Genomic DNA, 24,651 nt, shown 5'->3' with positions numbered 1-24,651 from the left:
CATGCAGACACTTTTGAACACCATCCGCGAGGGTAAACGGCTTGACCGGGATCAAGCGCTGCACCTCTATCGCCATGCCGACTTGCACGACCTGGGAGAACTGGCCCATGACATTCGGCTGGCCAAGCACCCCGAACCGGTGGTCACGTATGTGGCCGACAGAAACATCAACTATTCCAACATTTGTTCCTGCGGCTGCCGCTTTTGCGCATTTTTCAAAGCCCCGGGACAAGCGGGCGGCTATGTTATTGAACATGACGAACTTGCAGAAAAAATAGAAGAAACCCTGGCATTGGGCGGAACGCAAATTCTGATGCAGGGTGGCCACCATCCCGAGCTGCCCTTTTCCTTTTATGAGGAGCTGCTCCAATTCATTGGATCAAACTATCCGTCCATTCATGTGCATGCCTTTTCCCCGCCGGAAATATTCTACTTTTCCAAACTATACAACATGAACGTTGCCACGATCATTGAACGGCTCCGTCGTGCCGGACTCCACTCCATTCCCGGTGGCGGAGCGGAAATCCTGGTCAACTCGGTGCGGGAACAGGTCTCCCCCAACAAATGCACTGCCGATGAATGGCTGGCCGTCATGGAGGAGGCGCACAATCAAGGACTCCGGACCACGGCAACCATGATGTTCGGGCATGAGGAGTCCGTGGAGGACCGTATCGACCACCTCTTGGCCATTCGCGACCTGCAGGACCGGACCCGAGGATTCACCGCCTTTATCCCCTGGACGTTCCAACCCGAAAACACGAACATTGCCGCACGTCCGGCTACGGCTCCAGAATACCTGCGCTTGCTGGCTCTGTCCCGCATCGTGTTGGACAATGTGGAGAACCTCCAGGTCTCCTGGGTCACCATGGGGCCAAAAATCGCCCAGCTTGCCCTGTATTTCGGTGGAAACGACTTTGGGTCACTCATGATCGAAGAAAACGTGGTCAAAGCCGCAGGCGTGTCTTTCCGGCTTACTCGGCAGGAAATCAACCGGCTCATTAAACGGGCCGGATTCCGCCCTGTGCAACGAAACATGGTCTACCAACCTGTGGAGCAACCCGCATGAGCGCTGCCCGCTCCCTGCTCCGACTTGGCAAAATCGGGTATCGCAACGTGTTGCCCATCTACCACCCCCTGGAACAGGGCATGGTAAAACACGACCTGGAAATCGTTTCCGGTGTCCCGGCAGAACTCAATGAGATGATGCGCCAGGGCGAACTGCACCTTTCCGCCAATTCCAGCATTGAATATGCCCGTAGGCCGGAACGCTACCTTCTGGTGCCGGACCTGGCCATCGGCTGCCATGGCCCGGTGCAGAGCGTGCTGCTGCTCACGCGTGAGCCGGTCACAACCCTTGATGGGCAAAAGGTGCTGGTCAGCGCACAGACGCACACCTCGGCCGCCCTGTTACGCATCCTTCTGGACCAACGATACAAAGTGGACGCCCGGTTTCAGACGGGTGACGCGACCCTCCAACTCTCCCAAGGCATCCGGCCTCCCGGCATCCTTGCCATCGGAGATGAAGCATTGGAATTACGCCGCCATCAGGCGTATCCCCATGTCTACGACCTGGGGCAGGAATGGTTGGAATGGACCGGGCTTCCGTTTATTTTCGGTGTGTGGATCGTGCTGCGAAGCGCCTGGCAGGAACACCGCGTCTCCTTGCAGCGGGCCATGCGGCAACTCCTCTCCGCAAAGCAGTGGGGGCAGGAGCATCTTTCGGATCTTTGTGGACTGGCAGCCCAGGATTCCAGCTTGGACACCCTGGAAATGTGCTCCTATTTCAACGGACTCTCCTATAATCTCCGGGAACGGGAACTCCAGGGATTGCACCGATTCTTCGGCATGCTGGAGCATTCCGGCCAGATCCAAAAGGTTCCGGACCTCAATTTCGCTTCCCTGAATTGACGAACAAAAAAAAGACGCAATGCGCATGCATGATATGCCGCAACAAACCATGCATGCGTTCACTCAACAGGGTGGCTCCGGCACCGAAGCATCACCGCCTGCCTCGCGCAGGAAGCGTTTCATGGCCGTGGCCGCCGGAAACGCCCGCCTTGCCTCGTGCCAGACCAAATAAAAATGGCGTCGCATGTGTTGCAACGTTGTAGGGACAATCCGCAACTGGCCCTGGACCAATTCTTGGGCGCACGCACGGGCCGACACAACCGTCACACCGGCTCCGGCAACCGCCATACGGACGGCAGCTTCGGTCCCGTAGACACTGCAACGTGAACACAGAGAGGATGGGTCAAGACCATTGCGTACCAGTGCGCGTTCAAAGGCACGCAGTGTTCCCGAACCTTGCTCCCGCAAAATCCACGGCCATTGGAGAACGTCTTCGCCCTGGAGGCAAAACTCGGGGGAAGCGACAACAACCAGGTCATCCGAGACCAACGGTTCCCCAATAAGCCCACGCTGCCCAGGAGCGTCACCAACCACCGCCATATCAAGCGTGCCATCAAGCACAAGTCCCAGAATCTGGTCCGTATCCCCCGTACGCAGCTCCAGGCGAACAGCCGCGTGTTTCGCTAAGAAACGCGCCACCAGCTCGGGTAAAATATAGTTGGCCGGAATGGTGCTTCCACCGATAGCCAAGGCACCCGCTACCTCGTTGCGCAGCAGAGCTAATTCAGCCTCAGCCCGCTCCAGAAGAGAAAAAACGCCGCCACTCTCCCGGTACAACACATCACCAGCATGCGTGGGCAACACGCTTCGCCCCAGCCTGTCGAAAAGCGGGAGGCCAAGATACTCCTCCAAGGCAGCAATGTGCGCGCTGATGGTCGGTTGCGAAAGGTGCATCAGTTCGCCTGCTTTGGAAAAGCTGTGCGCTTCATAGACCCGACAAAAAGCTTCTAATTTTCTAAAATCCATAATTTTGATCCAGTATATCGAAATCTTCAATAAAACAAGATAAAAAAAAAGGCGACCCCCAAAGGAGTCGCCTTATTCGCGTACGAGAAGGAGCGGGGCTAGGCCTCGGCAGCCTTTTCCTCGACAGCTTCGCCTTCGCGAGCGAGTTCGATCACGCACATGGGCGCGCAATCGCCACGACGCGGCATGGCAAGCTTAAGGATACGCGTATATCCGCCCTTGGCTTCTTTGAAGCGAGGGGCGATCTCGTCAAACAGACGCTGGACCAGCTGATGGTTATTCAGGGTCTTGTACGCCTGGCGACGGGAATGGAGGTCATCACGGAGGGCCAGGGTCACAAGGCCATCCACGACCTTGCGCAGTTCCTTGGCCTTGGCCTCAGTGGTACGGATGCGCTCGTGGGTAAGCAGCGCCCGAGCCATGTTCCGCATCAAGGCCTTACGATGGGCATTGGTGCGGTTCAGTTTTCTTCCGGACTTTTTATGCCTCATTTTTCTCTTTCCTCTTCAGCCATTCCTGCTGTTTCTTATCGAAGTCCTCGATGACCATGCCGAACTTGAGTCCCATGCTGTCGAGCACGCGACGAATTTCGTCCAGCGACTTGCGACCAAAGTTCTTGGTCTTGAGCATCTGCTGCTCACTGCGCTGCACCAATTCGCCGACCAGCTGGATATTGGCGGCCTTGAGGCAGTTGGTCGCCCGGACCGAAAGTTCCAGCTCGTCGATGCTTTTGAACAGGTTGGGGTTCAGGTTGACGGTATCTTCGTCGTCAGGCTGCTGGGCCGAGGACATTTCGTCAAAGTTGATGAAAACGGAAAGCTGGTCCTTGAGGATCTTCGCGCTGTAGGCCACGGCATCCTCAGGGGACACGGAACCATCCGTCCACACCTCAAGAATGAGCTTATCGTAGTTGGTCATCTGGCCGACGCGAGCCTGCTCCACAGTGTACGCGACTTTACGCACGGGGGAGTAGCTGGCGTCCATGGTGATCAGCCCGATGTCCTCGGTGAGTCCTTCGTGCAGTTCAGCCGGGACATATCCTTTGCCCATGCGCACTTCCAGTTCCATCTTCAAGGACTTGTCCTCGGAGAGGGTGGCAATGAGCTGATCTTTGCTGAGAACCTGCACATTCTGGTTTTCCGCGATCATGGATGCGGTTACCGGGCCTTTTTTGTCGGCCTCAAGCACCAGAATTTGCGGCTCGTCGGTACGCATGGCCAGACGGACGGACTTGAGGTTGAGGACGACTTCCGTCACATCCTCCATCACGCCCTCGATGGTGGTGAACTCGTGCTGCACCCCTTCGATCCGAGCGGCGACAATGCCTGCCCCCTGCAAAGAGGAGAGCAGCACCCGTCTGAGGGCATTGCCGATGGTGGTGGCAAAGCCACGCTCCAACGGCTCACAGACGAATTTGCCGTACGTCTCGGTGGACTTGGGATCGCGCACAAGCTGTTCCGGCTTTACCAGCTCGGACCAGTTCCGCGTGTTGATAAGTCTGTCACCGTCTTGAACAAGCATGAATCACCCGTATTACTTGGAGTACAGCTCGACAATGAGCTGCTCGTTGATCGGGAACTGAATGTCCTCGCGCTTGGGCATGGCCTTCACGGTTCCCTTGAAGGCGGCTCCGTCGCTTTCCAGCCAATCGGGGCAGCCGCGGCGGGCGATCACATCCTGGGCCTCGGCGATCACAGGGATCTTCCGGGACTTTTCGCGAACCTCGATAATATCTTCGGCGCGAACCAGGAAGGAAGGCACATCCACACGACGGCCGTTCACGGCAAAAGCGCCGTGGCGAACCAGCTGACGGGCCTGGGTGCGGGAGTTGGCAAATCCGAGGCGATAGACCACGTTGTCGAGACGGCGTTCCAGCATGACCAACAGGTTGGTGCCGGTGACGCCTTTCATGGCGTCGGCGCGCTCGAAATAACGATGGAACTGGCCTTCGAGGATGCCGTACATCCGGCGGACCTTTTGTTTTTCACGCAGCTGGATGGCGTAGTCGCTCATCTTGCGGCGCATATTGCGCCCGGCAGCACCGGGAGCGTAGGGACGGCGCTCGTAAGCGCACTTGTCCGTATAGCAACGATCGCCTTTGAGAAACAGTTTTTGTCCCTCGCGGCGGCAAATGCGGCATTTAGCTTCAGTGTAGCGAGCCAAGGTAACCTCCTAAATCAGACGCGGCGGCGCTTGGGCGGCCGGCAGCCATTGTGGGGGATCGGGGTGATGTCACGGATGAAGTTGACCTTGAAACCGGCGGCGCCGATGGCGCGCATGGCGGCTTCACGGCCGGACCCCGGACCCTTCACAAACACGCCCACAGTGCGCATGCCGTTGTCGCGAGCGACCTTAGCGGCGTTTTCAGCGGCAATCTGGGCGGCAAAGGGGGTGCTTTTGCGGGAACCCTTGAAGGAAGCTCCAGCACTGGCCCAACTGACCACGTTGCCCTTCATGTCGGTGAAGGTGATGATCGTATTATTGAACGTAGCCTTAATGTGGGCCAGGCCCACAGGTACGTTCTTCTTTTCTCTTTTCTTTGCGGAACGCCTGGGTTTCGCCATAACCTGATCTCCTCAGAGCATGATCTAACGGGAATATAGAAAGACGGACGTGCCGCTACTTCTTCTTCTTGCGGCCGACAACCGAACGACGCGGACCCTTGCGGGTACGGGCATTGGTGTGGGTCTTCTGCCCACGGACCGGAAGGCCTTTGCGATGCCGCAGGCCGCGGTAGCAGCCAATGTCCATCAAGCGCTTGATGTTCGCGGTCAGTTCACGGCGAAGGTCACCCTCCACCTTATGGTTGTGCTCGATCTCGACACGGATGGTGTTGACTTCGTCGGAAGTCAGCTCATCGGAGCTTTTCATCCAATCGACACCGGTCTTATCGAGAATTTCACGAGCAGTCGTCTGACCAATACCATAGATATAGGTCAGGGCGATATCCATCCGCTTGCTTTTGGGCAGATCAACACCAGCAATGCGTGCCACTTTCTATACCCCTTCTTATCCTTGACGCTGCTTGTGCCGCGGATTGTCGCAGATGACCCGCAGCACGCCCTTGCGTCTGATGATTTTGCACTTCGAACACATTTTTTTGACAGAGGGTCTGACTTTCATGACCGTCTCCAATGCCTTGCAGCTCTATTGTACGGGAATAACCCCTTAAAATCGTATGCCTTTTACAGCACCCAACGGACACCGTCGGGAAAAAGGGAAGGTGTCTTTTACAGCAGTTTCCAGCAAACCGCAAGGGTTAACCGGTACCCTTCCCTAATCGGAGCGGCTTAAAATAACAGGGCCGTCCGATGTGACCGCGATGGTATGCTCAAAATGAGCGGACAGTTTTCTGTCCTTGGTGACCGCGGTCCATTTATCCGACAGTACTTCCACATCGTGGGTTCCCTCGGTGATCATCGGCTCAATGGCCAGGGTCATCCCCGGCTTGAGCACCAGACCCGGCAAACCTTTGGGCACAAAATTCGGAATTTCAGGCTTTTCATGCAACTTGGTTCCGATTCCGTGACCGACAAATCGCCGGACAACGCCAAAGCCAGCGGCTTCCGCATGCTCTTGCACAGCCCGGGAGACCTCAAAGAGGTTGTGGCCGGGCTTGGCCATGGCAATACCCTTCATCAAGGATTCGCGAGTGACAGTCATCAGCCGCTGGGCTGTGTCGCTGACGTTACCAACACCGAAGGTTCTGGCGGAATCGCCGTTGAACCCTTCATAAATAACGCCCATGTCGAAACTGACAATGTCTCCTTCCTTAAGCACTCTAGTGTCCGAAGGGAAACCATGCACGATTTCTTCGTTCACCGAGCAGCAAAGCGCATAAGGAAAGCCGCCATACCCTTGAAAAGCGGGCCGGACACCAAAGTCCTTGCACCGCGCCTGGGCAATCTCCTCGAAGAGCATGGTCGGGACACCCGGCTCAACCGCGCGTCCCAACTCATCCAAAATCTTCGAGACCATACGATTGGCCTCACGCATGAGACCAATCTCTCTATCGTTCTTGAGGAACACGCCTCGGAACTTCTTCAACGTCTAACGCCTACCTTTAACTCGGCCGGACTTGCCCATAAGGCCTTCGTACTGGCGAGAAATCATGTAGGATTCAACCTGGCCCATGAAGTCCATGGCAACGCCCACAATAATCAACAGCGATGTTCCACCAAAGTAGAACGGAACGTTGAACTGGGCGATGAGGAACATGGGCAGGACGCAGATAGCGGAGACATACAGCGATCCCCAGAGGGTGATGCGTGCCAAAACCCGATCAATGTATTCACGAGTTTTAACCCCCGGACGAATGCCCGGAATGAATCCGCCCTGCTTCTGGATGTTCTCGGCGATCCCCTTGGGATCGAAGACAATGGCGGTGTAAAAATAGCAGAAGAAAATCACTACCGCCACATACAGCAGGTTATACAAAATGGATGTCGGCTGCATGTAGTCGGAAATGGCGTTCAACCAAGCCATGTCTGAGAACTGGGCAATGGTCCCTGGGAACAGGAGCAAACTCGAGGCAAAAATGGGAGGGATAACTCCCGCCGTATTCACCCGGAGAGGCAGGTGCGTCGTCTGACCACCATACATGCGTCGCCCCATCTGCCGCTTGGCATAATGAATGGGGATACGACGCTGGCCGCGTTCCACAAAGACAATCAGAGCCAGAATGCCCACCATGCCGGCCACGAGGACCAACACGAACAGGGGACTCATGACACCCTCGCTCATAAACGAGAGCGTCCGTGCTACGGCGCTTGGCAGTCCGGCCACAATACCGCCGAAAATAATCAGCGAAATACCGTTGCCGATGCCTTTTTCCGTGAGCTTTTCACCGAGCCACATCAGGAAGACGGTGCCGGTGACCATGGTAATCACGGTAACAAGCCGGAAGGCCCAACCAGCGGTTTCGGGCGAAACCACCGGGCCAATGGGGCTGACCATGCTCTCCAGGCCAACGGCGATGCCGAAGCCCTGCACCAGGGAGATGAGCACGGTGCCGTAACGGGTGTACTGGGTGATCTTCTTGCGCCCGGCCTGCCCTTCCTCTTTTTGCAACCGCTTCAGCTCAGGGCTGACCACGGTGAGCAGCTGCAGAATGATAGAGGCCGAGATGTAGGGCATGATGCCCAGCGCGAAGATGGACAGATTCTGCAATCCGCCGCCCGAGAACATGTTGAACAGTCCCAACAGGGTTCCGGCGGCCTCCTCAAAAATGGAAGCCAGAGCCGGTCCGTTCACACCCGGGACAGGGATGTGGATGCCGATGCGATAGACGAAAAGAAGAAGCAGCGTCCACAGGAGCCGCTTCTTCAATTCGGGCAGTCGCGCAAGATTCTCAACGCCAGAGAGTGCCACGTGCTATCCTTCCTGAACTTCGATGGACTTGGCGGTGCCGCCAGCCTTGGCAATTTTGTCAGCCGCAGAGGCGCTGAACCGATGGGCTTCAATGGTAACGGCCGTAGAGACCTCGCCACCGCCCAGGATCTTCACCGGGGAGCCGACCTTGCACAGGCCGCGTTCATAGATATCCAAAAGGGTGATTTCGCTCTTGCCTTCAAAGGCCTCAAGCAGCTGCCCGAGGTTGATGGCGGCGTATTCCACACGGAAAGGGTTCTTGAAACCGCGCTTGGGAAGGCGGCGCATGAGCGGCATTTGACCGCCCTCGAACCATGCCGGAATGGAAGCGCCCGAGCGGCTCTTTTGGCCCTTATGACCTTTGCCGCTGGTTTTGCCCCAGCCGGAGCCGGAACCACGGCCCACACGCTTGCGGTCCTTGGTTTGCTCCGGGAAAGGGTACAGTTCGTGGAGCTTCATGATGCAACAACCTCCACAAGGTGCTTCACTTTATTGATCATGCCCTGCACGACCGGGGAATCTTCGAAGGAGTTTTCCTGCCGAATCTTCCGCAGCCCGAGAGCCTCAAGAGTCGCACGCTGTTTGGGCGAGCAACCAATTTTGCTTTTTACAAGCCTTACAGTAACCTGTGCCATGGCCGTCTCCTTACCTGCTTAACATCCGGACGAGTTACTTCCGGGGGGTCTCAACCTTCAAACCACGCAGTTCGGAAACTTCCTCGGCACTGCGCAGGGAAGCCAGACCCGCCATGGTCGCCCGGAGCACATTATGCGGATTGTTCGTGCCGATGGCCTTGGTCAGGATGTCATGCACTCCCACCGCTTCCATGATGGCGCGCACGGGACCGCCGGCAATGATGCCGGTACCGCGGCTGGCGGGCTTGAGCATGACGCGACCGGCACCGTAACGGCCCAGCGTTTCATACGGGAGCGTACCGTCCAGCAGGGGAACCCTGATCATATCCTTCTTGGCACGCTCAGTGGCTTTGCGGATGGCCTCGGGGACTTCATTGGCTTTGCCAAGACCATACCCCACGCTCCCTTCGCCGTCGCCGACAACCGCCAGGCAGCTGAAGGAGAACCTTCTACCGCCCTTGACCACTTTGGCCACACGGTTCAGGTACACGATCTTTTCAATCAGCCCGGATTCGTTCTGTTCCATCGTCCGTATCCTTCGATTGGCCCTAGAATTTCAGGCCGCCCTCTCGGGCGCCGTCAGCAAGGGCTTTCACTCGTCCGTGGTAGATATACCCATTGCGGTCGAAGACCACCTGCTCGATGTTCCGCTCCTTGGCCTTCCCCGCAATGTCCTTACCGACTTCAGCGGCGGACTCACGGTTCGGGTTCATGGCTCCCTTGTCCTTGCCCATGGTGAGGGTAGATGCACTGGCCAGGGTCACACCCATGACGTCATCCACCAACTGGACATAAAGATGGGAGTTGGAACGGAAAACCACCATGCGGGGCCGCTCGGCCGTGCCGGAGATCTTTTTCCGGATACGAACCTTTCTGCGCCGCCGGGCTTGTTCCTTGGTAAGCTTCATAGCTTTCCCCCGTTATTTACTGCCGGACTTGCCGGCCTTACGTCTGATCTGTTCGTCAAGGTACTTGATGCCCTTGCCCTTGTACGGCTCGGGCGGACGCACCTTGCGAATCTTCGCGGCAACTTCGCCAACCATCTGCTTGTCAATGCCGCTGATGGTCAGCTTGCTGCCCTCGACCTTGGCTTCGATGCCGGCGGGAAGCGGAAACTCAACCGGGTGGGAATACCCAACCGTGAGCACCACGCTCTTACCGGCAACCTGCACCTTGTACCCAACGCCCACGACTTCGAGGCTCTTTTCAAAGCCCTTGCTGACGCCTTCCACGCAGTTCGCCAGCAGCGTGCGGCGAAGGCCGTGCTGGGCACGAGCCGTGCGGGATTCGTCCTTGCGGGTGATGATGACCTGGCCGTCCTCGATTTTGTAATCGACGCTGGCATCCGCGGGAGTGGTCAAGGAGCCTTTCGGGCCTTTCACCTTGATTTCGTCTCCAAGGGAGACCTCCACACCGGACGGGATGGCGATGGGTTGTTTTCCTATTCTGGACATTTCACAATCCTCGCTACCAGATCTCGCACAGCAGCTCGCCGCCAACGTTCTCGGCGCGGGCCTGCGCCCCCTCCATCACCCCGCGGGAGGTGGAAAGGATGCAGATGCCGATACCGTTCTGCACGGAGGGAATCTCACCGGCGCCGACGTAGACGCGACGACCGGGTTTGCTCACCTTGCGCAGTCCAGTGACAAGCGGTTTGCCGTCAGAGTACTTCAACTGGATGTTGATGTTCCGTTCCTCAACCGAATAATCGGTGACATATCCCTGATCCTTCAGGATGCCGGCGATGGCCTGCTTCATTTTCGAAGCAGGGATGTCCACATTCTTGTGGTACGCGCCGTAAGCATTCCTTACACGGCTCAGCATATCGGAAATGGGATCAATGACGCTCATTGCGTGATCTCCTTACCAGCTCGCTTTGCGAACGCCGGGCAATTCACCGGCAAGCGCCTTGTTGCGGAAACAGATGCGGCAGATGCCGTACCGGCGCAGAAACGCACGCGAACGCCCACAAATGGGGCAACGATTATAGGCGCGAACCTTGAACTTCGGCTTGCGTTGAGCCTTGACCCGAAGAGATGTCCTGGCCAAACCGGTATCCTCCTACTTTTTGAAGGGCATGCCAAGCAGGTCCAGAAGCATCTTGCCTTCTTTGTCCGTTTTGGCAGTCGTGGTGACAGTAATGTTCATGCCCTTCACCCGTTCGACGCGATCGATGTCGATCTCGGGGAATATCGTGTGTTCCTTGATGCCCATGGTGAAGTTGCCACGGCCATCGAACCCGCGATCCGGGACACCCCGGAAGTCGCGAACACGGGGCAGCGCAAAGCTCACCAGTTTATCGAAGAAGTCCCACATCCGCTCCTCACGAAGCGTAACGCGGCAACCGATGGGCATCCCCTCACGGAGCTTGAACTGTGCGATGGATTTTTTGGCCCGGGTGATCACGGCGCGCTGGCCAGCGATACGGGTCAACTCTTCCGTCGCATCCTCAATGAGCTTGTTGTTCTGGCTGGCTTCGCCGAGACCGATGTTCAGCGACACCTTTTCCAGACGAGGCAGCTCCATGGGGCTCTTGTACCCGAACTCCTTCTGCAGGGCGGGTACCACCTTCTCGCGGTAGATTTTCTCAAGACGAGTCATGTATCAAGCCCCTAGTCGAACTGTTCGTTGCATTTTTTGCAATAGCGGACCTTTTTCCCGTCCTTGGTCTCGGTGTAGCCGATGCGGGCAGCCTTAGCGCAGGCGTCGCAAACAACCATCACGTTCGAGACATGGATGGGGGCCTCTTTCTCGATGATACCGCCCGGCTGGTTGGCATACGGATTGGCCTTGGTGTGGCGCTGGACCATATTCACCTTTTCGACCAGGATGGTGTCCTTTTTGCGTTGCACGCGGAGCACCTTTCCGATTTTGCCTTTATCCTTGCCGGCGATGACCATCACCTTGTCGTCTTTTTTGATCTTGCACTTCATAGTTAAGGCCCTCCTTACAGGACCTCGGGGGCAAGAGAGACGATCTTCATAAAGTTCTTCTGTCGCAACTCACGGGCCACAGGACCGAAGATACGGGTACCGACAGGCTCCATGGTGTTGTTCAGCAGCACGGCAGAATTGTTGTCGAACTTTATGTAGGAACCGTCCGGACGGCCCACCTCTTTCTTGGTCCGCACGATAACGGCGTTGAGGACATCGCCCTTCTTCACCTTGGAGTGCGGCATGGCCTCTTTGACCGAAACCTTAATGATGTCACCGACCGTGGCATACCGACGACGGGATCCGCCGAGCACCTTGATGCACGACAGTCGCTTGGCGCCGGAGTTGTCAGCCACGTCGAGATTGGATTCCACCTGGATCATGGCTACACCTACACTGCCTTTTCAAGAATCTTGACCAGATGCCACCGCTTCTGCTTGGAGAGAGGGCGGTATTCCACGATCTGCACCTTGTCACCGACACCGCATTCATTGGCCGGGTCGTGGGCCATGAACTTGTTGCGGCGACGCACATATTTTTTGAGCAACGGGTGCTTCACCAGGGTCTCAACGCGGACGACAATGGTCTTGTCGGCCTTGTCGCTGACGACCAGTCCAGTCAGCATACGCCGGTTGCCTTTGAATTTCAGCTCGGCCATATTTTACGCTCCCACGGCGCGTTCCCGCTGAATAGTGAGAATGCGGGCGATGGTTTTCTTCAATTCAGGAAGCTGCTGCGTGTCTTCCAGCTGCGCGGTAGCATGCTGGAACCGCTTGGAGAACAGCTCCTTACGCGTTTCGGCCAGGGTTTCGGCGAGGGTCTTATCATCCATCTCGCGAAGTTCCTTGACACTCTGCATTATTCCACCCCCTCTTTGACCACGATGGTGGTACGAACGGGCAGCTTGTAGGAAGCGCGCTTGAGGGCTTCCTTGGCCAGTTCCAGGCTGACGCCCTTCACTTCATACAGGATGCGGCCCGGCTTCACCGGAGCGCACCAGCCCTCGGGAGAGCCTTTACCCTTACCCATGCGGACTTCAGCAGGCTTCTTGGTGACGGGCACGTCCGGAAAGACGCGGATCCACACCTGACCACCACGCTTGATGTGACGCATAATGGCGACACGGGCGGACTCGATCTGCTGACTCGTCAGCTTGCCGTGGTCCAGGGTCTTCAGCGCGATATCGCCGAAGGACACCGTGCTGCCGCGCTGGGCCTTGCCCCTCACGCGACCTTTTTGCCGCTTGCGGTATTTAACTTTTTTCGGAGCCAGCATTATTGTTCCACCTCGTGGTCGAGAATTTCACCTTTGAAAATCCAGACCTTCACGCCGATGACGCCGTAGGTGGTGCGAGCCACAGCATAGCCGTAATCAATATCGGCACGCAGGGTGTGCAGAGGCACACGACCATCGCGATACCACTCGGAGCGGGCGATTTCCGCACCGGCCAGACGACCAGCGCAAAAGACCTTGATTCCCTCGGCGCCGAAGCGGCGGGCAAGACCCACTGTGCGCTTCATGGCGCGGCGGAAGGCCACGCGGCGTTCCAATTGGAGCGCGATGTTCTCAGCCACGAGCTGGGCATCCGTCTCAGGGCGACGGATCTCGTTCACCTCAATGGTGAACTCGGTCTGGAACTTTTTCCTCAAATCTTCGCGCAGTTTCTCGATCTCGACACCCTTGCGCCCGATAACGATGCCCGGGCGGGCAGTGTGGATGATCAACCGAACCTTACCACCGGCGCGCTCAATCTCGATGCGTGAGATGCCGGCCTGGTACAGCTTTTTCTTGACGTACTTGCGCAGGCGATCGTCTTCAAAAACGAACGCGGGGTAATCTTTCTTGCTGAACCAGCGCGAAAGCCAGTTCTTGTTGTACCCCAGCCTGAAGCCGTACGGATGAACTTTCTGACCCATGACGGTACCTTACATTTCCTTCACGACGACGGTGATGTGGCTGGTGCGCTTACGGATGCGGTAGGCGCGGCCCATGGCCCGCGGCTGAATACGCTTCCAGGTCGGTCCTTCATTGACGATGACCTGGGAGACTTTGAGCGAATCCACATCCACACCGGGCTTCTGCTCCGCGTTCGCGACCGCGGAGTAGAGCACTTTCCTCAGGATGGCCGCGGACTTGTTCGGTGTGAACCGAAGCAGGTTCAACGCGTCCTCGACCGGCTTGCCGTTGATATTTTTGGCAACAAGGCGGACCTTGCGAGGGGACACCCGGAGAAACTTGCTGACAGCTTTAGCTTCCATGTTTCTCTACCCCCTACTTCTTGCCTTTCTTATCGGCGGCGTGTCCAAAGAAGGTACGGGTGGGCGAAAACTCGCCCAGCTTATGACCGACCATATTCTCCGTCACGAACACCGGGATGAATTTCTTGCCGTTATGCACGGCGAAGGTCAGGCCCACCATCTCGGGAATGATGGTAGAACGGCGGGACCAAGTCTGAATGACACGACGGTCCTGGTTCTCGTTGGCCCGCTCGACTTTATTGAGCAGGTGTCCGTCAACAAACGGACCTTTTTTAAGCGATCTGGGCATGACTGTCTCCTACTTCTGTCCGCGACGCTTGACGATAAGCTTGCTGGAAGCCTTCTTCTTGTTTCTGGTCCGATACCCCTTGGTGGGCCAGCCCCACGGAGAGCAGGGATGGCGTCCGCCCGAGCTGCGGCCTTCGCCGCCGCCGAGCGGGTGGTCGATGGGGTTCATGGCCACGCCGCGCACCTGGGGACGACGACCGAGCCAGCGATTGCGGCCCGCCTTGCCCAGGGAGATGTTCTCATGTTGGATGTTGCCAACCTGACCCACAGTCGCCATGCAGGTGACGAGCACCTTGCGGATTTCACCGGAGGGCATGCGCAGGAGCGCGTATTTGCCTTCCTTGGCAACGAGCTGGGCGTAGGTTCCGGCAGCGCGGCAGAATTGGCCGCCCTTGCCGGGGTGCAACTCCACGTTGTGGAGGATGGTGCCCACGGGAATTCTGCTGATGTTCAGAGCATTGCCGGGCTTAATGTCGGCAGTATCTCCGGACAGCACCGTGTCACCGGGGTTCAGATTCACCGGAGCCAGAATGTAACGCTTTTCGCCGTCGGCATAATGCAGCAGGGCGATGCGGGCGGAACGGTTCGGATCGTACTCAATCGTGGCGACCTTGGCAGGGATGTCCCGCTTGTCGCGCTTGAAGTCGATGACCCGGTAGAGCCGCTTGTGTCCACCACCGCGACGGCGGGAGGTCACTCGGCCATTGTTGTTGCGCCCGGCTTTTTTTGTCAGCCCCTTGGTCAGGGACTTTTCCGGCCGATTCGTTGTGATCTCCTCGAAGGTGGAGATGGTCTGGAAACGGCGGCCCGGAGAAGTTGGTTTAACAGAGCGGGTAGCCATTCTTTACACTCCTTCGAACAGATCGATCTTGCTGCCGGGCGCCAAACGCACATAGGCCTTCTTGTGGCCGGCGATGCGACCCACAAGACGACCGAAGCGCTTCCGATCCCGGGATTTCCGGTTGACGATGTTGACGGCCTCGACGGAAACGTCGAAGACCTTCTCGACCGCTTTTTTGATCTCGATTTTATTTGCGGAGGGATGCACGTAGAAAGCTACGCTGTTGCATTCCTCCTTGGCCGTAGTGGCCTTTTCGGAGATCAGCGGCTTGAGCAAAACCTGGGTGTAATCCATGATTATTTCAGCCTTTCCTGGACGCACTCGGCAGCCTTCTCAAGCATGATGAGAGAGGGGTACCGGAGTACATCGTAAACATTGAGCTTATCGGCCTCAACCACCTTAATTCCCGGCAAGTTCCGGGCAGAAAGGACGAGATTAGTATCAGCATCCTTCGCAACAATCAAGGCTTTTTCGAGTCCCAGGGATTTCGCGACATCAACGAAACCCTTGGTTTTGATCTCAGGAAGGTCAATGGAATTGACGACCTTGAGACTTTCCTCGGAAAGCCTGGAAGAAAGTGCCATCTTCAGCGCCAAGCTCCGCACCTTTTTATTGACCTTAAAGTCATAGGAACGGGGTTGCGGTCCGAAGACAACGGCACCGCCGCGCCACAGGGGGGAACGAACGCTGCCCGCACGGGCACGGCCGGTTCCCTTCTGGCGCCAGGGTTTGCGTCCGCCACCACGCTTGAGGACACGATTGCGAGTCGCATGCGTCCCGGCGCGGCCGGCGGCACGGTAGGAGCGAACCACAAGATGCATGATCTCGGGTTTCACTTCCACCTCAAAGACTTCAGGGGCCAGCTCAATGCTGCCCACTTCCTTATTATTTTGGTCGAACACGTTCAATTTGGCCATGTCGGACTCCCCTAATTCTTCTTGCGGATCATCACCAGGCCATTATTCGGACCCGGAATCTGGCCCTTGACCACGATGATGTTTTCGTCGGGGCGAACGTCGAGCACTTCCACGGTGGGAAGAGTCACATTACGCGCGCCCATGTGGCCGGGCATTTTCTTGTTCTTCCAGACACGACCCGGGAAGGTGGCGTTACCGACGGAACCCGGGGCGCGGTGCACTTTTTCGGCACCGTGGGAGGCCCGCTGGCCACCGAAGTTCCAGCGCTTCATAACGCCCTGGAAGCCTTTTCCCTTACTGGTTCCGGACACCTTGACGGTGTCTCCGGCCTTGAACATGTCCACAGTCAGTTCTTGACCCACTTCGTATTCCGCGGTTTCATCAACGCGGAACTCAAGGGTGTGGCGGAAAAAGCCTTTTCCGGCCTTGGCCTGATGGCCGCGCTCCGGACGATTGACTTTGCGCTCCGGCACTTCCTCGAAGGCCAACTGCAAGGCGTTATATCCTTCCTTGTCAACGGACTTGATCTGCATGATCGGACACGGCCCGGCGGCAATAACGGTCACAGGGCACACGCTGCCGTCGTCGCTGAAGATCCGGGTCATCCCGACCTTCTTTCCGAGCAATCCAAGCGTTTTGGGCATGGTATCCTCTCAATTAAAGCTTGATTTCCACGTCAACACCAGCGGGCAGGGACAGCTTTCCGAGCGAGTCCACAGTCTGCTGAGTGGGTTCCAGAATGTCCAAAAGGCGCTTGTGTACGCGCTGCTCGAACTGTTCGCGGGACTTCTTGTCCACGTGAACGGACTTCTGGACCGTGGTCCGGTGAATATCGGTGGGCAAAGGAACGGGCCCGGCGATGGCCGCCCCGGTGTTCCGGGCGGTGTCTACGATCTCGGTGACCGCCTTGTCCAGGATGCGATAATCATATGCTTTCAGTTTGATCCTGATCCGATCACTGGTCATGGTCGCCATAAGCGTACTCCTGAAACGTTTCGTCGCAACGCGCCCACCCGTTTCGATGCGGGCGCGGAATCCTTCGAATCCGAAAAACGGTTCGAAGGCTTACTCTCTATATAACAGTTCTGTCAAGTATGCGGCGGACCGATGGTCACGCGCTTTTCTTGACCAACTCCTCGGCCAACGAGGCAGGAACCTGCTCGTAGTGGTCAAACTGCATGGTGAAGGTGGCCCGGCCCTGGGTCTTGGACCGCAGGTCCGTGGCGTAACCGAACATCATGGACAGGGGGACCATGGCACTGATGACCTGGGCTCCACCGCGAGAATCCATGCCGGCAACGCGGCCGCGACGACCGTTCAGGTCGCCCATGACATCACCGAGGTATTCCTCGGGGGTCACCACTTCAACACTCATGATCGGTTCCAGCAAGGCCGGGGCCGCCTTTTTGCAGGCGTCCTTGATGGCCATGGAACCGGCCACGTAAAAGGCCTGTTCCGAGGAGTCCACCTCATGGTAGGAACCAAAGACCAGCTTGACCTTGACGTCCACCACCGGATAGCCAGCCATGACGCCGTTCTTCAAGGCATCCTGAATACCGCGATCAACGGGCGGGATGTATTCCTTGGGGATCACGCCGCCCTTAATCTCATCCGAGAAGGCGTAGCCTTCTTCCGGATTCGGCTCGACTTCGAGCACGACGTGGCCGTACTGGCCGCGACCGCCCGACTGCTTGGCATGTTTGACGTCCACCTTCACCGACTGGGTGATGGTCTCACGATAGGCCACACGCGGGGCGCCGACATTGGCATTGACGTTGAATTCGCGCAACAGGCGGTCAACAATGATTTCCAGGTGCAGTTCACCCATACCCGCGATAAGGGTCTGGCCGGTTTCTTCGTCGGTCTTGACGCGGAAACTGGGATCCTCTTTGGCGAGCTTGGCCAGACTGTCGGAAAGCACGTCACGGTCGGCCTTGGTTTTCGGCTCAATGGCAACTTCGATGACCGGATCGGGAACGTCCAGGGACTCCAGAATCACCGGCAACTTGGCCTCGGCCAGGGTGTCACCGGTCGATACGGTCTTCAGACCCACGGCCGCGACAATGTCACCGGCCCAGGCTTCCTTGACTTCATCACGTTTGTTGGCATGCATCTTCAGCAGACGACCGATGCGCTCCTTCTTTCCGGAACGGGTGTTCACGAAGGACTGCCCGGACTCGATGTGTCCGGAGTAGATGCGCAGGAAGGTCAGATGTCCAACAAAGGGATCGGTCATCAATTTGAATGCCAGAGCGGCAAGCGGCTTGTCGTCATCACACGGGCACTCGACATCTTCCCCAGTGTCCACATGCGCGCCCTTGATGGCGGCGATGTCCAGCGGAGAAGGCAAGTAGTCGATGATGGCGTCGAGCAGCTGCTGCACGCCCTTGTTCTTAAAGGCGGTGCCGCAGAGCACGGGGCAGATGGTCAGGCTAACGGTAGCCTTCCGCACGCCCTCACGCAGCTCTTCAGGAGTCAGCTCCTCACCGCCAAGGTATTTTTCCATCAGGGCTTCGTCTTCTTCGGCAATGCTCTCGACCAACTCGAGACGCAACGCGTCAAACGTCTCCTGGAGTTCGGCGGGCACGTCGGTGACAGTGAATTCCATCCCGAACGTTTCCGGCTTGTCGAAGAGAATGGCTTTGCCCTCGATAAGATCCACGACGCCTTCAAACTCGTCCTCAGCGCCGATGGGAATCTGCAGAACCACCGGCTTAGCGCCAAGTCGTTCTTTGATCATGTCGACGCAACGGGAAAAGTTGGCACCGACACGGTCCATCTTATTCACAAAAGCCACGCGGGGAACCTTGTACCGGTCCGCTTGCCGCCAGACCGTTTCGGACTGGGGCTCGACACCGGCAACGGCATCGAAAACCGCGATGGCACCATCAAGCACGCGCAAGGCACGCTCCACTTCCATGGTAAAGTCCACGTGTCCGGGTGTATCAATGATGTTCACCCGATGCTCGCGCCAAAAACACGTGGTGGCGGCACTAGTAATGGTAATGCCGCGCTCCTGCTCCTGCTCCATCCAGTCCATGGTGGCGGAACCGTCGTGCGTCTCACCGATTTTGTGGGAAACGCCGGTATAGAACAGAATGCGCTCAGTGGTCGTGGTCTTACCGGCATCAATGTGCGCCATGATGCCGATATTGCGCTGCTTTTCCCTGGGAACCTGTCTGGCCACGCTTTCTCTCCTCCGCTACCAGCGGTAATGGGCGAAGGCCTTGTTGGCTTCGGCCATTTTGTGCACGTCTTCGCGCTTTTTAACGGCACCACCACGGTTGTTGTAGGCGTCGAGCAGCTCGCCGGAGAGGCGGGCGACCATGCCTTTTTCCCCGCGATTGCGGGCGTAGGTGATGAGCCAGCGGATGGCCAAAGCGGATTGGCGCTCGGGCCGGACCTCCATAGGCACCTGGTACGTGGCGCCACCAACGCGGCGGGATTTAACCTCCACGTGGGGCTTGACGTTTTCCAGCGCCTTTTCAAAAGCCTTCAGAGGATCCTCGGAAGTGGATCCGCCGAGATTCTCCAGGGACTGGTAAAAAATTCGTTCCGCTGTGCTCTTCTTTCCGTCGAGCATCAGGCGGTTGATAAAACGGGACGCCAAGCGACTCCCGTAAATCGGGTCGGGAATGACCTGCCTCTTGGGCGCTGGTCCTTTACGCGGCATTTTTTTCTCCTTGGTTCTGGCCGGGGGGACGTTATTTCAGGAACGCCGATAAAACCCTACTTCGGGCATCACTCCCCGGGCATTACAGCAATCGGGCCGATATGGGCGCAGGGCTATTTGGGCCGCTTGGCGCCGTACTTGGAACGTCCCTGGCGGCGATCAGCAACGCCGGCGGTGTCGAGGCTTCCACGAACGATGTGATAACGCACACCGGGAAGGTCTTTCACACGACCGCCGCGGATCAGCACCACGGAGTGTTCCTGCAGGTTGTGGCCCTCACCGGGAATGTAGGCCGTCACTTCGATGCCGTTGGTCAGGCGCACACGGGCGACCTTACGCAAGGCGGAGTTCGGCTTTTTCGGCGTGGTGGTGTACACACGGGTGCATACGCCACGACGCTGGGGGCATTCCTGGAGAGCCGGAGTCTTTTTCCGCTTTCCCGTCACAGAGCGACGGTTGCGGATCAGCTGGTTAATAGTCGGCATTTCTCCTCCAATACGAGTGTTTCGTAATCCAGGGCAAAGAGACGGGGATGTACGTCAATCCGACCGCTCTTGTCAAGGTTCCGCACGCACTTTATACTGCGTGGCCGACCTCGGCCCGACTTTACTCAAAAAAAGGAGGAGCATCGGCTCCCCCTTTTTTTTATTATGCGAAGGTGGTTTCCGCCCTAATCCACGAGAAGAGGGTTCTCCTCCAGATCTTCGAGGAACTTGTCCGGACGTTCCGGCTGCTCGGGTACATCGATGCCGGTTTCCGCATATTCGCGGAAGCCCGTACCCGCGGGAATCAGCCGTCCCACAATCACGTTCTCCTTGAGTCCGCGCAGACTGTCGGCCTTGCCCATGAGCGAGGCCTCGGTAAGCACCTTGGTGGTTTCCTGGAAGGAAGCCGCGGAGATAAAGGAATCCGTGGACAGGGAGGCCTGGGTGATACCCAGCACCAGGGGTTCTGCGGTGGCGGGCTGCAGCCCTTCCACCACGGCCTTCTGGTTTTCCTCCATGAACCGGGTTTTGTCCACCTGCTCCCCGATGAGGAAGGTGGTGCCGCCCGGATCCAGGATGCTTACTTTCTTCAGCATCTGGCGCACAATGATCTCAATGTGCTTATCGTTGATATTAACACCCTGGAAGCGGTACACATCCTGGATCTCCTCCACGAGGTAGCGGGCCAGGTGCTTTTCGCCCTTGATCTTCAGGATGTCGTGCAGCTCGGGATAGCCTTCGGTAAGCAGGTCGCCCGCTTCCACAAAGTCGGCTTCCTGCACCGTGATATGACGGCCTTTGGGAATAAGGTATTCCTTGGCGTCGCCCACTTCCGGCGTGACCACGATCTTGCGCTTGCCTTTGGTCTCCTGACCGTAGGAAACGATACCGTCGATTTCCGAAACCACGCCCAGATCCTTGGGCTTGCGAACCTCGAACAGCTCGGCAACGCGGGGAAGACCACCCACGATGTCCTTGGTCTTGGAAGTTTCGCGAGGCTTACGGGCAATGACGTCACCGGCCTGGAGCATTTCGCCGTCACGAACCATCAAAATCGCGCCCACAGGCATGGGGAACACGGCCGGGCTGGAAGTGCCGGGCCGCATGACCGCCTCACCATTCTCGTCAACAATGGAAATGGCGGGCCGCAGGTTCGTGGACCGGTATTCCATGATGGTGAAGGTGGCCTTCTGGGTCATCTCGTCCACCCGTTCCTGGATGGTCTTGCCTTCGATGATATCCGTAAACACGATCCGACCGCTGACATCGGCAATGAACGGTTCGTTGAACGGATCCCATTCAGCCAGGGTCTGGCCCTTCTTGATATCCTGGCCCTCCTCCACAAGGAGCTTGGCACCGGAGGGGAGGACATATTTTTCCCGTTCGCGTCCTTGTTCATCCACGACACCCACCTGACAGCTCTTACCAAGCACCATGTGCTGGCCTTCGCTGTTCTTGACGGTGCGCATGCGGTAGAAGGTCACGCTGCCGGAATGCTGCGAGTCGATGGAAGACTGCTCGATTTCCTTGGAGGCCGTACCGCCAATATGGAAGGTACGCATGGTCAGCTGTGTCCCCGGCTCACCAATGGACTGCGCCGCGATGATGCCTACGGTCTCGCCCACGTTGACCAGATGTCCTCGGGCCAGATCGCGTCCGTAGCACTTGGCGCAGACACCGCGCTTGGAGCGGCAGGTCAGAGCCGAGCGGATGATCACGCTGTTCACACCGGCCTGGTCCAACTTGGCGGCATATTGCTCGTCAATGAGCGTATCGCCCGGAATGATCAGTTCCCCGGTGGTCTCGTCATAGACGTCAAACAAGGTGGTGCGGCCGAGCACACGCTCGGACAGACGCTCTTTCACTTCACCGCCCTTGATCAGGTGGGTCAGTTCCAGGCCGTCCACGGTGCCGCAATCCAGCTCATTCACGGTCACATCCTGCACCACGTCCACCAGGCGGCGGGTCAGGTAACCGGAGTTGGCCGTCTTCAGCGCGGTATCCGCAAGACCTTTTCGAGCGCCGTGTGTCGAGATGAAGTACTGCAGGACCGAGAGACCTTCGCGGAAGCTCGCGGTGATGGGCGACTCGATGATTTCACCGGAAGGCTTGGCCATCAAACCACGCATACCCGCCAACTGACGCATCTGGTCCTGGTTGCCTCGAGCACCGGAAGTGGCCATCATATAAATGGGGTTGAAGCTGGAGTTTTGCTCCACCTTTCCGGTCTTGGGATCCTCGACATCGTCCAGGGACATTTCCTTCATCATCTCGTTGGAAACGTCGTTGGTGGTCTTGGTCCAGACATCGACCACCTTGTTGTATTTCTCAGTACGGGTGATGATACCGTCACGATACTGGGATTCGATATCCGAGACTTCGTTGTAGGCGGCATCAATCAGTTTGGGCTTGCGATCAGGAATCTTGAGATCCTTCACGCCCACCGTCACACCGGCGCGGGTGGCGAATTCGTAGCCCAGCCCCTTGATGCGGTCGCAGAGAATGACAGTGGCCTTGGTGCCTGCGTCACGATACGTCTGCGCCACCAGTCGGGCGATATTCTTTTTGTTCAGCACCAGGTTCACGGCATGGAAGCCCACGCCCTCGGGCAGCAATTCGCTGACCAAAACGCGGCCCGTGGTGGTTTCCACCAACTCGCCGTTGATGCGGACCTTGATGCGGGCATGCAGGCTCAGCGCCCCACCGTCGTATGCGGCGATCACTTCCCAGGGACCGGCAAAGACCTTGCCCTCGCCCAATTCAAAACTACGGGGCGTGGTCAGGTAGTACAGGCCGAGAACAATATCCTGCGAAGGGTTGATGATGGGCGTTCCGTTGGACGGGCTGAGGATGTTGTTGGAAGACATCATCAGCACGCGGGCCTCGATCTGGGCCTCCACGGAAAGCGGCACGTGCACGGCCATCTGGTCGCCGTCAAAGTCCGCGTTGTACGCGGCGCAGACAAGCGGATGCAGCTGAATGGCCTTGCCCTCAACAAGCAGCGGCTCAAACGCCTGAATACCCAGGCGGTGCAGCGTGGGCGCGCGGTTGAGCATGATGGGGTATTCGCGGACCACGTCTTCCAGGATGTCCCAGACCACGAGATCCTCGCGTTCCACCATTTTCTTGGCGCTCTTGATGGTCGTGGCCAGTTCCCGCCGTTCCAATTCGGAATAAATGAAGGGCTTGAACAACTCCAGAGCCATCTTTTTGGGCAGGCCGCACTGGTGCAGCTTCAGGCTCGGCCCAACGACGATGACGGAACGACCGGAGTAGTCCACGCGCTTACCGAGCAGGTTCTGACGGAAGCGGCCCTGCTTGCCCTTGATCATGTCGGACAAGGATTTCAGGGGACGTCCGTTGGTGCCGGTAATGGCCCGGCCACGACGGCCGTTGTCAAACAGGGCGTCCACGGATTCCTGGAGCATGCGCTTTTCGTTACGGATAATGATATCCGGCGCGCCCAGCTCCAGCAGCCGCTTCAGGCGGTTGTTGCGGTTGATGACCCTGCGGTACAGGTCGTTGAGGTCCGAGGTGGCGAACCGGCCGCCATCCAGAGGAACCAGCGGACGCAGCTCGGGCGGAATCACGGGAACAACTTCCATGATCATCCACTCGGGGCGGTTGCCGGACTCCAGGAAAGCCTCCACGATCTTCAACCGCTTGGTGATTTTCTTTTTACGGGTCTGCGATTTGGTAGACTGGGATTCCTCTCGCAGGGATACGCGCAGCTCTTCAAGGTTCAGAGCTTCCAGGAGCTTGCGCACGGTTTCCGCGCCCATGCCCACCTCGCAGGCATCCTCACCGAAATGGTCGAGCACCTGGAGGTACTGGTCCTCGGAAATGATCTGCAACCGCTTGAGCGGCGTATCACCCGGATCCAGCACGATATAGGAATCGAAGTAAAGCACCTTTTCCAGATCGGCCATGGTGATGTCCAGCAGGGTACCGATCTTGGAAGGCAACGTCTTCAGGAACCAAATATGCGCCACAGGCGCGGCCAGCTCAATGTGGCCCATGCGCTCGCGCCGCACCTTGGAGGCGATAACCTCGACACCGCACTTTTCGCACACGATGCCGCGGTGTTTCATGCGCTTATACTTACCGCAGTTGCACTCGTAGTCCTTCACCGGACCGAAGATCTTGGCGCAGAACAGGCCGTCGCGCTCCGGCTTGAAGGTACGATAGTTGATGGTCTCCGGCTTTTTGACCTCACCGAAGGACCATTCCCGGATCTTTTCCGGAGAAGCGATGGAAATCTGGATGGATTTCAGTCCACGACCAGCGCCGCCGACGCTGGGAGTGCCACGCAGGGTGAACAGATCGTCCAAAGTCATGGCTGCCTCTTGGGGTTGTGATTATTGTCCAGGCCCGGCC

The 24,651-nt window shown here is 57.6% G+C and carries 36 protein-coding genes; 2 read left to right on the top strand and 34 right to left on the bottom strand.

The window, feature by feature from the left end; genetic code table 11:
• The first annotated feature begins 1 nt into the window (after position 1).
• Entirely contained in the window at positions 2 to 1,066 is a 1,065-nt protein-coding gene (mqnC, locus tag B5D49_RS03865; RefSeq protein WP_078716330.1) for a cyclic dehypoxanthinyl futalosine synthase, read from the top strand.
• The gene (locus B5D49_RS03860; protein WP_078716329.1) at positions 1,063 to 1,908 is read left to right on the top strand and encodes a menaquinone biosynthetic enzyme MqnA/MqnD family protein; all 846 of its coding nucleotides are present in this window, start codon (positions 1,063 to 1,065) and stop codon (positions 1,906 to 1,908) included. The genes mqnC and B5D49_RS03860 overlap by 4 nt, the downstream gene beginning before the upstream one ends.
• A 63-nt stretch (positions 1,909 to 1,971) precedes the next feature.
• Here the strand turns inward: B5D49_RS03860 and B5D49_RS03855 are convergent, their stop codons facing one another.
• The 34 genes from B5D49_RS03855 to rpoC all read right to left on the bottom strand — a co-directional run bounded on the left by B5D49_RS03855 (position 1,972) and on the right by rpoC (position 24,611).
• Complete coding sequence (locus B5D49_RS03855) at positions 1,972 to 2,874, bottom strand: LysR substrate-binding domain-containing protein (protein ID WP_078716328.1); 903 nt, start codon at positions 2,872 to 2,874, stop codon at positions 1,972 to 1,974.
• 98 nt (positions 2,875 to 2,972) lie between these two features.
• On the bottom strand, positions 2,973 to 3,365 hold the full coding sequence (gene rplQ / locus B5D49_RS03850) for a 50S ribosomal protein L17 (protein WP_078716327.1): 393 nt from the start codon (positions 3,363 to 3,365) through the stop codon (positions 2,973 to 2,975).
• Positions 3,355 to 4,395 (bottom strand): DNA-directed RNA polymerase subunit alpha, encoded by a 1,041-nt coding sequence (locus B5D49_RS03845; protein ID WP_078716326.1) that lies wholly within the window; start codon positions 4,393 to 4,395, stop codon positions 3,355 to 3,357. Before B5D49_RS03845 ends, rplQ begins: the two co-directional genes overlap by 11 nt.
• A 12-nt stretch (positions 4,396 to 4,407) precedes the next feature.
• Positions 4,408 to 5,037, bottom strand: a complete 630-nt coding sequence (gene rpsD, locus B5D49_RS03840; RefSeq protein WP_078716325.1) for a 30S ribosomal protein S4 — start codon at positions 5,035 to 5,037, stop codon at positions 4,408 to 4,410.
• 14 nt (positions 5,038 to 5,051) lie between these two features.
• Complete coding sequence (gene rpsK, locus B5D49_RS03835; protein ID WP_078716324.1) at positions 5,052 to 5,438, bottom strand: 30S ribosomal protein S11; 387 nt, start codon at positions 5,436 to 5,438, stop codon at positions 5,052 to 5,054.
• A gap of 55 nt (positions 5,439 to 5,493) precedes the next feature.
• Entirely contained in the window at positions 5,494 to 5,868 is a 375-nt protein-coding gene (rpsM, locus tag B5D49_RS03830) for a 30S ribosomal protein S13 (RefSeq protein WP_078716323.1), read from the bottom strand.
• Positions 5,869 to 5,883: 15 nt separating this feature from the next.
• Positions 5,884 to 5,997 carry a 50S ribosomal protein L36 gene (gene rpmJ, locus B5D49_RS03825; protein ID WP_078716322.1) on the bottom strand — a complete coding sequence of 38 codons (114 nt, stop codon included), beginning with the start codon at positions 5,995 to 5,997 and terminating at the stop codon, positions 5,884 to 5,886.
• A gap of 153 nt (positions 5,998 to 6,150) precedes the next feature.
• Positions 6,151 to 6,921, bottom strand: coding sequence for a type I methionyl aminopeptidase (gene map, locus B5D49_RS03820; protein ID WP_078716321.1), 771 nt, complete (start codon positions 6,919 to 6,921; stop codon positions 6,151 to 6,153).
• Positions 6,922 to 6,924: 3 nt separating this feature from the next.
• Positions 6,925 to 8,244 (bottom strand): preprotein translocase subunit SecY, encoded by a 1,320-nt coding sequence (gene secY, locus B5D49_RS03815; protein ID WP_078716320.1) that lies wholly within the window; start codon positions 8,242 to 8,244, stop codon positions 6,925 to 6,927.
• 3 nt (positions 8,245 to 8,247) lie between these two features.
• Entirely contained in the window at positions 8,248 to 8,703 is a 456-nt protein-coding gene (gene rplO / locus B5D49_RS03810; RefSeq protein ID WP_078716319.1) for a 50S ribosomal protein L15, read from the bottom strand.
• Positions 8,700 to 8,879 (bottom strand): 50S ribosomal protein L30, encoded by a 180-nt coding sequence (gene rpmD / locus B5D49_RS03805; RefSeq protein ID WP_078716318.1) that lies wholly within the window; start codon positions 8,877 to 8,879, stop codon positions 8,700 to 8,702. Before rpmD ends, rplO begins: the two co-directional genes overlap by 4 nt.
• A gap of 34 nt (positions 8,880 to 8,913) precedes the next feature.
• Positions 8,914 to 9,405, bottom strand: a complete 492-nt coding sequence (gene rpsE, locus B5D49_RS03800; RefSeq protein WP_078716317.1) for a 30S ribosomal protein S5 — start codon at positions 9,403 to 9,405, stop codon at positions 8,914 to 8,916.
• Positions 9,406 to 9,427: 22 nt separating this feature from the next.
• Positions 9,428 to 9,787 carry a 50S ribosomal protein L18 gene (gene rplR, locus B5D49_RS03795; RefSeq protein WP_078716316.1) on the bottom strand — a complete coding sequence of 120 codons (360 nt, stop codon included), beginning with the start codon at positions 9,785 to 9,787 and terminating at the stop codon, positions 9,428 to 9,430.
• Positions 9,788 to 9,799: 12 nt separating this feature from the next.
• The gene (rplF, locus tag B5D49_RS03790; RefSeq protein WP_078716315.1) at positions 9,800 to 10,333 is read right to left on the bottom strand and encodes a 50S ribosomal protein L6; all 534 of its coding nucleotides are present in this window, start codon (positions 10,331 to 10,333) and stop codon (positions 9,800 to 9,802) included.
• 13 nt (positions 10,334 to 10,346) lie between these two features.
• Positions 10,347 to 10,730, bottom strand: coding sequence for a 30S ribosomal protein S8 (rpsH, locus tag B5D49_RS03785; RefSeq protein WP_078716314.1), 384 nt, complete (start codon positions 10,728 to 10,730; stop codon positions 10,347 to 10,349).
• 12 nt (positions 10,731 to 10,742) lie between these two features.
• Positions 10,743 to 10,928 carry a type Z 30S ribosomal protein S14 gene (locus B5D49_RS03780; protein ID WP_078716313.1) on the bottom strand — a complete coding sequence of 62 codons (186 nt, stop codon included), beginning with the start codon at positions 10,926 to 10,928 and terminating at the stop codon, positions 10,743 to 10,745.
• A 12-nt stretch (positions 10,929 to 10,940) separates the two neighbouring features.
• A complete protein-coding gene (gene rplE, locus B5D49_RS03775) occupies positions 10,941 to 11,480 on the bottom strand; it encodes a 50S ribosomal protein L5 (protein ID WP_078716312.1) in 540 nt (179 codons plus the stop codon).
• Positions 11,481 to 11,491: 11 nt separating this feature from the next.
• Positions 11,492 to 11,812, bottom strand: coding sequence for a 50S ribosomal protein L24 (gene rplX, locus B5D49_RS03770; RefSeq protein WP_078716311.1), 321 nt, complete (start codon positions 11,810 to 11,812; stop codon positions 11,492 to 11,494).
• Between the two features lie 14 nt (positions 11,813 to 11,826).
• Positions 11,827 to 12,195, bottom strand: coding sequence for a 50S ribosomal protein L14 (gene rplN / locus B5D49_RS03765; RefSeq protein WP_078716310.1), 369 nt, complete (start codon positions 12,193 to 12,195; stop codon positions 11,827 to 11,829).
• An 8-nt stretch (positions 12,196 to 12,203) separates the two neighbouring features.
• Positions 12,204 to 12,470 (bottom strand): 30S ribosomal protein S17, encoded by a 267-nt coding sequence (gene rpsQ / locus B5D49_RS03760; RefSeq protein ID WP_078716309.1) that lies wholly within the window; start codon positions 12,468 to 12,470, stop codon positions 12,204 to 12,206.
• Between the two features lie 3 nt (positions 12,471 to 12,473).
• On the bottom strand, positions 12,474 to 12,671 hold the full coding sequence (rpmC, locus tag B5D49_RS03755) for a 50S ribosomal protein L29 (RefSeq protein ID WP_078716308.1): 198 nt from the start codon (positions 12,669 to 12,671) through the stop codon (positions 12,474 to 12,476).
• Entirely contained in the window at positions 12,671 to 13,087 is a 417-nt protein-coding gene (rplP, locus tag B5D49_RS03750; RefSeq protein ID WP_078716307.1) for a 50S ribosomal protein L16, read from the bottom strand. The genes rpmC and rplP overlap by 1 nt, the downstream gene beginning before the upstream one ends.
• Positions 13,087 to 13,728 (bottom strand): 30S ribosomal protein S3, encoded by a 642-nt coding sequence (gene rpsC / locus B5D49_RS03745; RefSeq protein WP_078716306.1) that lies wholly within the window; start codon positions 13,726 to 13,728, stop codon positions 13,087 to 13,089. The genes rplP and rpsC overlap by 1 nt, the downstream gene beginning before the upstream one ends.
• Positions 13,729 to 13,737: 9 nt before the next feature.
• Positions 13,738 to 14,070, bottom strand: a complete 333-nt coding sequence (gene rplV / locus B5D49_RS03740; RefSeq protein ID WP_078716305.1) for a 50S ribosomal protein L22 — start codon at positions 14,068 to 14,070, stop codon at positions 13,738 to 13,740.
• A gap of 13 nt (positions 14,071 to 14,083) precedes the next feature.
• Positions 14,084 to 14,359: a 30S ribosomal protein S19 gene (gene rpsS / locus B5D49_RS03735; protein ID WP_078716304.1), complete on the bottom strand. Its 276-nt coding sequence runs from the start codon at positions 14,357 to 14,359 to the stop codon at positions 14,084 to 14,086.
• A 9-nt stretch (positions 14,360 to 14,368) separates the two neighbouring features.
• Positions 14,369 to 15,199 carry a 50S ribosomal protein L2 gene (rplB, locus tag B5D49_RS03730; RefSeq protein ID WP_078716303.1) on the bottom strand — a complete coding sequence of 277 codons (831 nt, stop codon included), beginning with the start codon at positions 15,197 to 15,199 and terminating at the stop codon, positions 14,369 to 14,371.
• 3 nt (positions 15,200 to 15,202) lie between these two features.
• Entirely contained in the window at positions 15,203 to 15,493 is a 291-nt protein-coding gene (gene rplW, locus B5D49_RS03725) for a 50S ribosomal protein L23 (protein WP_078716302.1), read from the bottom strand.
• Positions 15,494 to 15,495: 2 nt separating this feature from the next.
• On the bottom strand, positions 15,496 to 16,116 hold the full coding sequence (gene rplD / locus B5D49_RS03720; RefSeq protein ID WP_078716301.1) for a 50S ribosomal protein L4: 621 nt from the start codon (positions 16,114 to 16,116) through the stop codon (positions 15,496 to 15,498).
• Positions 16,117 to 16,127: 11 nt separating this feature from the next.
• Positions 16,128 to 16,760 (bottom strand): 50S ribosomal protein L3, encoded by a 633-nt coding sequence (rplC, locus tag B5D49_RS03715; RefSeq protein WP_078716300.1) that lies wholly within the window; start codon positions 16,758 to 16,760, stop codon positions 16,128 to 16,130.
• 13 nt (positions 16,761 to 16,773) lie between these two features.
• Positions 16,774 to 17,091: a 30S ribosomal protein S10 gene (gene rpsJ, locus B5D49_RS03710; protein ID WP_078716299.1), complete on the bottom strand. Its 318-nt coding sequence runs from the start codon at positions 17,089 to 17,091 to the stop codon at positions 16,774 to 16,776.
• A gap of 136 nt (positions 17,092 to 17,227) precedes the next feature.
• Positions 17,228 to 19,303: an elongation factor G gene (gene fusA, locus B5D49_RS03705; protein ID WP_078716298.1), complete on the bottom strand. Its 2,076-nt coding sequence runs from the start codon at positions 19,301 to 19,303 to the stop codon at positions 17,228 to 17,230.
• A gap of 15 nt (positions 19,304 to 19,318) precedes the next feature.
• Positions 19,319 to 19,789, bottom strand: coding sequence for a 30S ribosomal protein S7 (gene rpsG / locus B5D49_RS03700; RefSeq protein ID WP_078716297.1), 471 nt, complete (start codon positions 19,787 to 19,789; stop codon positions 19,319 to 19,321).
• Positions 19,790 to 19,902: 113 nt separating this feature from the next.
• Positions 19,903 to 20,274 (bottom strand): 30S ribosomal protein S12, encoded by a 372-nt coding sequence (gene rpsL / locus B5D49_RS03695; RefSeq protein WP_078716296.1) that lies wholly within the window; start codon positions 20,272 to 20,274, stop codon positions 19,903 to 19,905.
• Between the two features lie 185 nt (positions 20,275 to 20,459).
• A complete protein-coding gene (gene rpoC, locus B5D49_RS03690) occupies positions 20,460 to 24,611 on the bottom strand; it encodes a DNA-directed RNA polymerase subunit beta' (RefSeq protein WP_078716295.1) in 4,152 nt (1,383 codons plus the stop codon).
• Between the last annotated feature and the right edge of the window lie 40 nt (positions 24,612 to 24,651).

Origin of the sequence: Paucidesulfovibrio gracilis DSM 16080 (genome assembly GCF_900167125.1) — a bacterium.
GTDB lineage: Bacteria > Desulfobacterota > Desulfovibrionia > Desulfovibrionales > Desulfovibrionaceae > Paucidesulfovibrio > Paucidesulfovibrio gracilis.
Note: the sequence above shows the minus strand (reverse complement) of the source record. Positions and strands in the feature narration are given on the sequence as shown.

Coding starts and splice junctions, on each gene's coding strand:
- mqnC (WP_078716330.1), top strand. CDS start 2: ATGCAGACACTTTTGAACACCATCCGCGAGGGTAAACGGCTTGACCGG.
- B5D49_RS03860 (WP_078716329.1), top strand. CDS start 1,063: ATGAGCGCTGCCCGCTCCCTGCTCCGACTTGGCAAAATCGGGTATCGC.
- B5D49_RS03855 (WP_078716328.1), bottom strand. CDS start 2,874: ATGGATTTTAGAAAATTAGAAGCTTTTTGTCGGGTCTATGAAGCGCAC.
- rplQ (WP_078716327.1), bottom strand. CDS start 3,365: ATGAGGCATAAAAAGTCCGGAAGAAAACTGAACCGCACCAATGCCCAT.
- B5D49_RS03845 (WP_078716326.1), bottom strand. CDS start 4,395: ATGCTTGTTCAAGACGGTGACAGACTTATCAACACGCGGAACTGGTCC.
- rpsK (WP_078716324.1), bottom strand. CDS start 5,438: ATGGCGAAACCCAGGCGTTCCGCAAAGAAAAGAGAAAAGAAGAACGTA.
- rpmJ (WP_078716322.1), bottom strand. CDS start 5,997: ATGAAAGTCAGACCCTCTGTCAAAAAAATGTGTTCGAAGTGCAAAATC.
- rplO (WP_078716319.1), bottom strand. CDS start 8,703: ATGAAGCTCCACGAACTGTACCCTTTCCCGGAGCAAACCAAGGACCGC.
- rpmD (WP_078716318.1), bottom strand. CDS start 8,879: ATGGCACAGGTTACTGTAAGGCTTGTAAAAAGCAAAATTGGTTGCTCG.
- rpsE (WP_078716317.1), bottom strand. CDS start 9,405: ATGGAACAGAACGAATCCGGGCTGATTGAAAAGATCGTGTACCTGAAC.
- rplR (WP_078716316.1), bottom strand. CDS start 9,787: ATGAAGCTTACCAAGGAACAAGCCCGGCGGCGCAGAAAGGTTCGTATC.
- rplF (WP_078716315.1), bottom strand. CDS start 10,333: ATGTCCAGAATAGGAAAACAACCCATCGCCATCCCGTCCGGTGTGGAG.
- rpsH (WP_078716314.1), bottom strand. CDS start 10,730: ATGAGCGTCATTGATCCCATTTCCGATATGCTGAGCCGTGTAAGGAAT.
- rplE (WP_078716312.1), bottom strand. CDS start 11,480: ATGACTCGTCTTGAGAAAATCTACCGCGAGAAGGTGGTACCCGCCCTG.
- rplX (WP_078716311.1), bottom strand. CDS start 11,812: ATGAAGTGCAAGATCAAAAAAGACGACAAGGTGATGGTCATCGCCGGC.
- rplN (WP_078716310.1), bottom strand. CDS start 12,195: ATGATCCAGGTGGAATCCAATCTCGACGTGGCTGACAACTCCGGCGCC.
- rpsQ (WP_078716309.1), bottom strand. CDS start 12,470: ATGGCCGAGCTGAAATTCAAAGGCAACCGGCGTATGCTGACTGGACTG.
- rpmC (WP_078716308.1), bottom strand. CDS start 12,671: ATGCAGAGTGTCAAGGAACTTCGCGAGATGGATGATAAGACCCTCGCC.
- rplP (WP_078716307.1), bottom strand. CDS start 13,087: ATGCTGGCTCCGAAAAAAGTTAAATACCGCAAGCGGCAAAAAGGTCGC.
- rpsC (WP_078716306.1), bottom strand. CDS start 13,728: ATGGGTCAGAAAGTTCATCCGTACGGCTTCAGGCTGGGGTACAACAAG.
- rplV (WP_078716305.1), bottom strand. CDS start 14,070: ATGGAAGCTAAAGCTGTCAGCAAGTTTCTCCGGGTGTCCCCTCGCAAG.
- rpsS (WP_078716304.1), bottom strand. CDS start 14,359: ATGCCCAGATCGCTTAAAAAAGGTCCGTTTGTTGACGGACACCTGCTC.
- rplB (WP_078716303.1), bottom strand. CDS start 15,199: ATGGCTACCCGCTCTGTTAAACCAACTTCTCCGGGCCGCCGTTTCCAG.
- rplW (WP_078716302.1), bottom strand. CDS start 15,493: ATGGATTACACCCAGGTTTTGCTCAAGCCGCTGATCTCCGAAAAGGCC.
- rplD (WP_078716301.1), bottom strand. CDS start 16,116: ATGGCCAAATTGAACGTGTTCGACCAAAATAATAAGGAAGTGGGCAGC.
- rplC (WP_078716300.1), bottom strand. CDS start 16,760: ATGCCCAAAACGCTTGGATTGCTCGGAAAGAAGGTCGGGATGACCCGG.
- rpsJ (WP_078716299.1), bottom strand. CDS start 17,091: ATGGCGACCATGACCAGTGATCGGATCAGGATCAAACTGAAAGCATAT.
- rpsG (WP_078716297.1), bottom strand. CDS start 19,789: ATGCCGCGTAAAGGACCAGCGCCCAAGAGGCAGGTCATTCCCGACCCG.
- rpsL (WP_078716296.1), bottom strand. CDS start 20,274: ATGCCGACTATTAACCAGCTGATCCGCAACCGTCGCTCTGTGACGGGA.
- rpoC (WP_078716295.1), bottom strand. CDS start 24,611: ATGACTTTGGACGATCTGTTCACCCTGCGTGGCACTCCCAGCGTCGGC.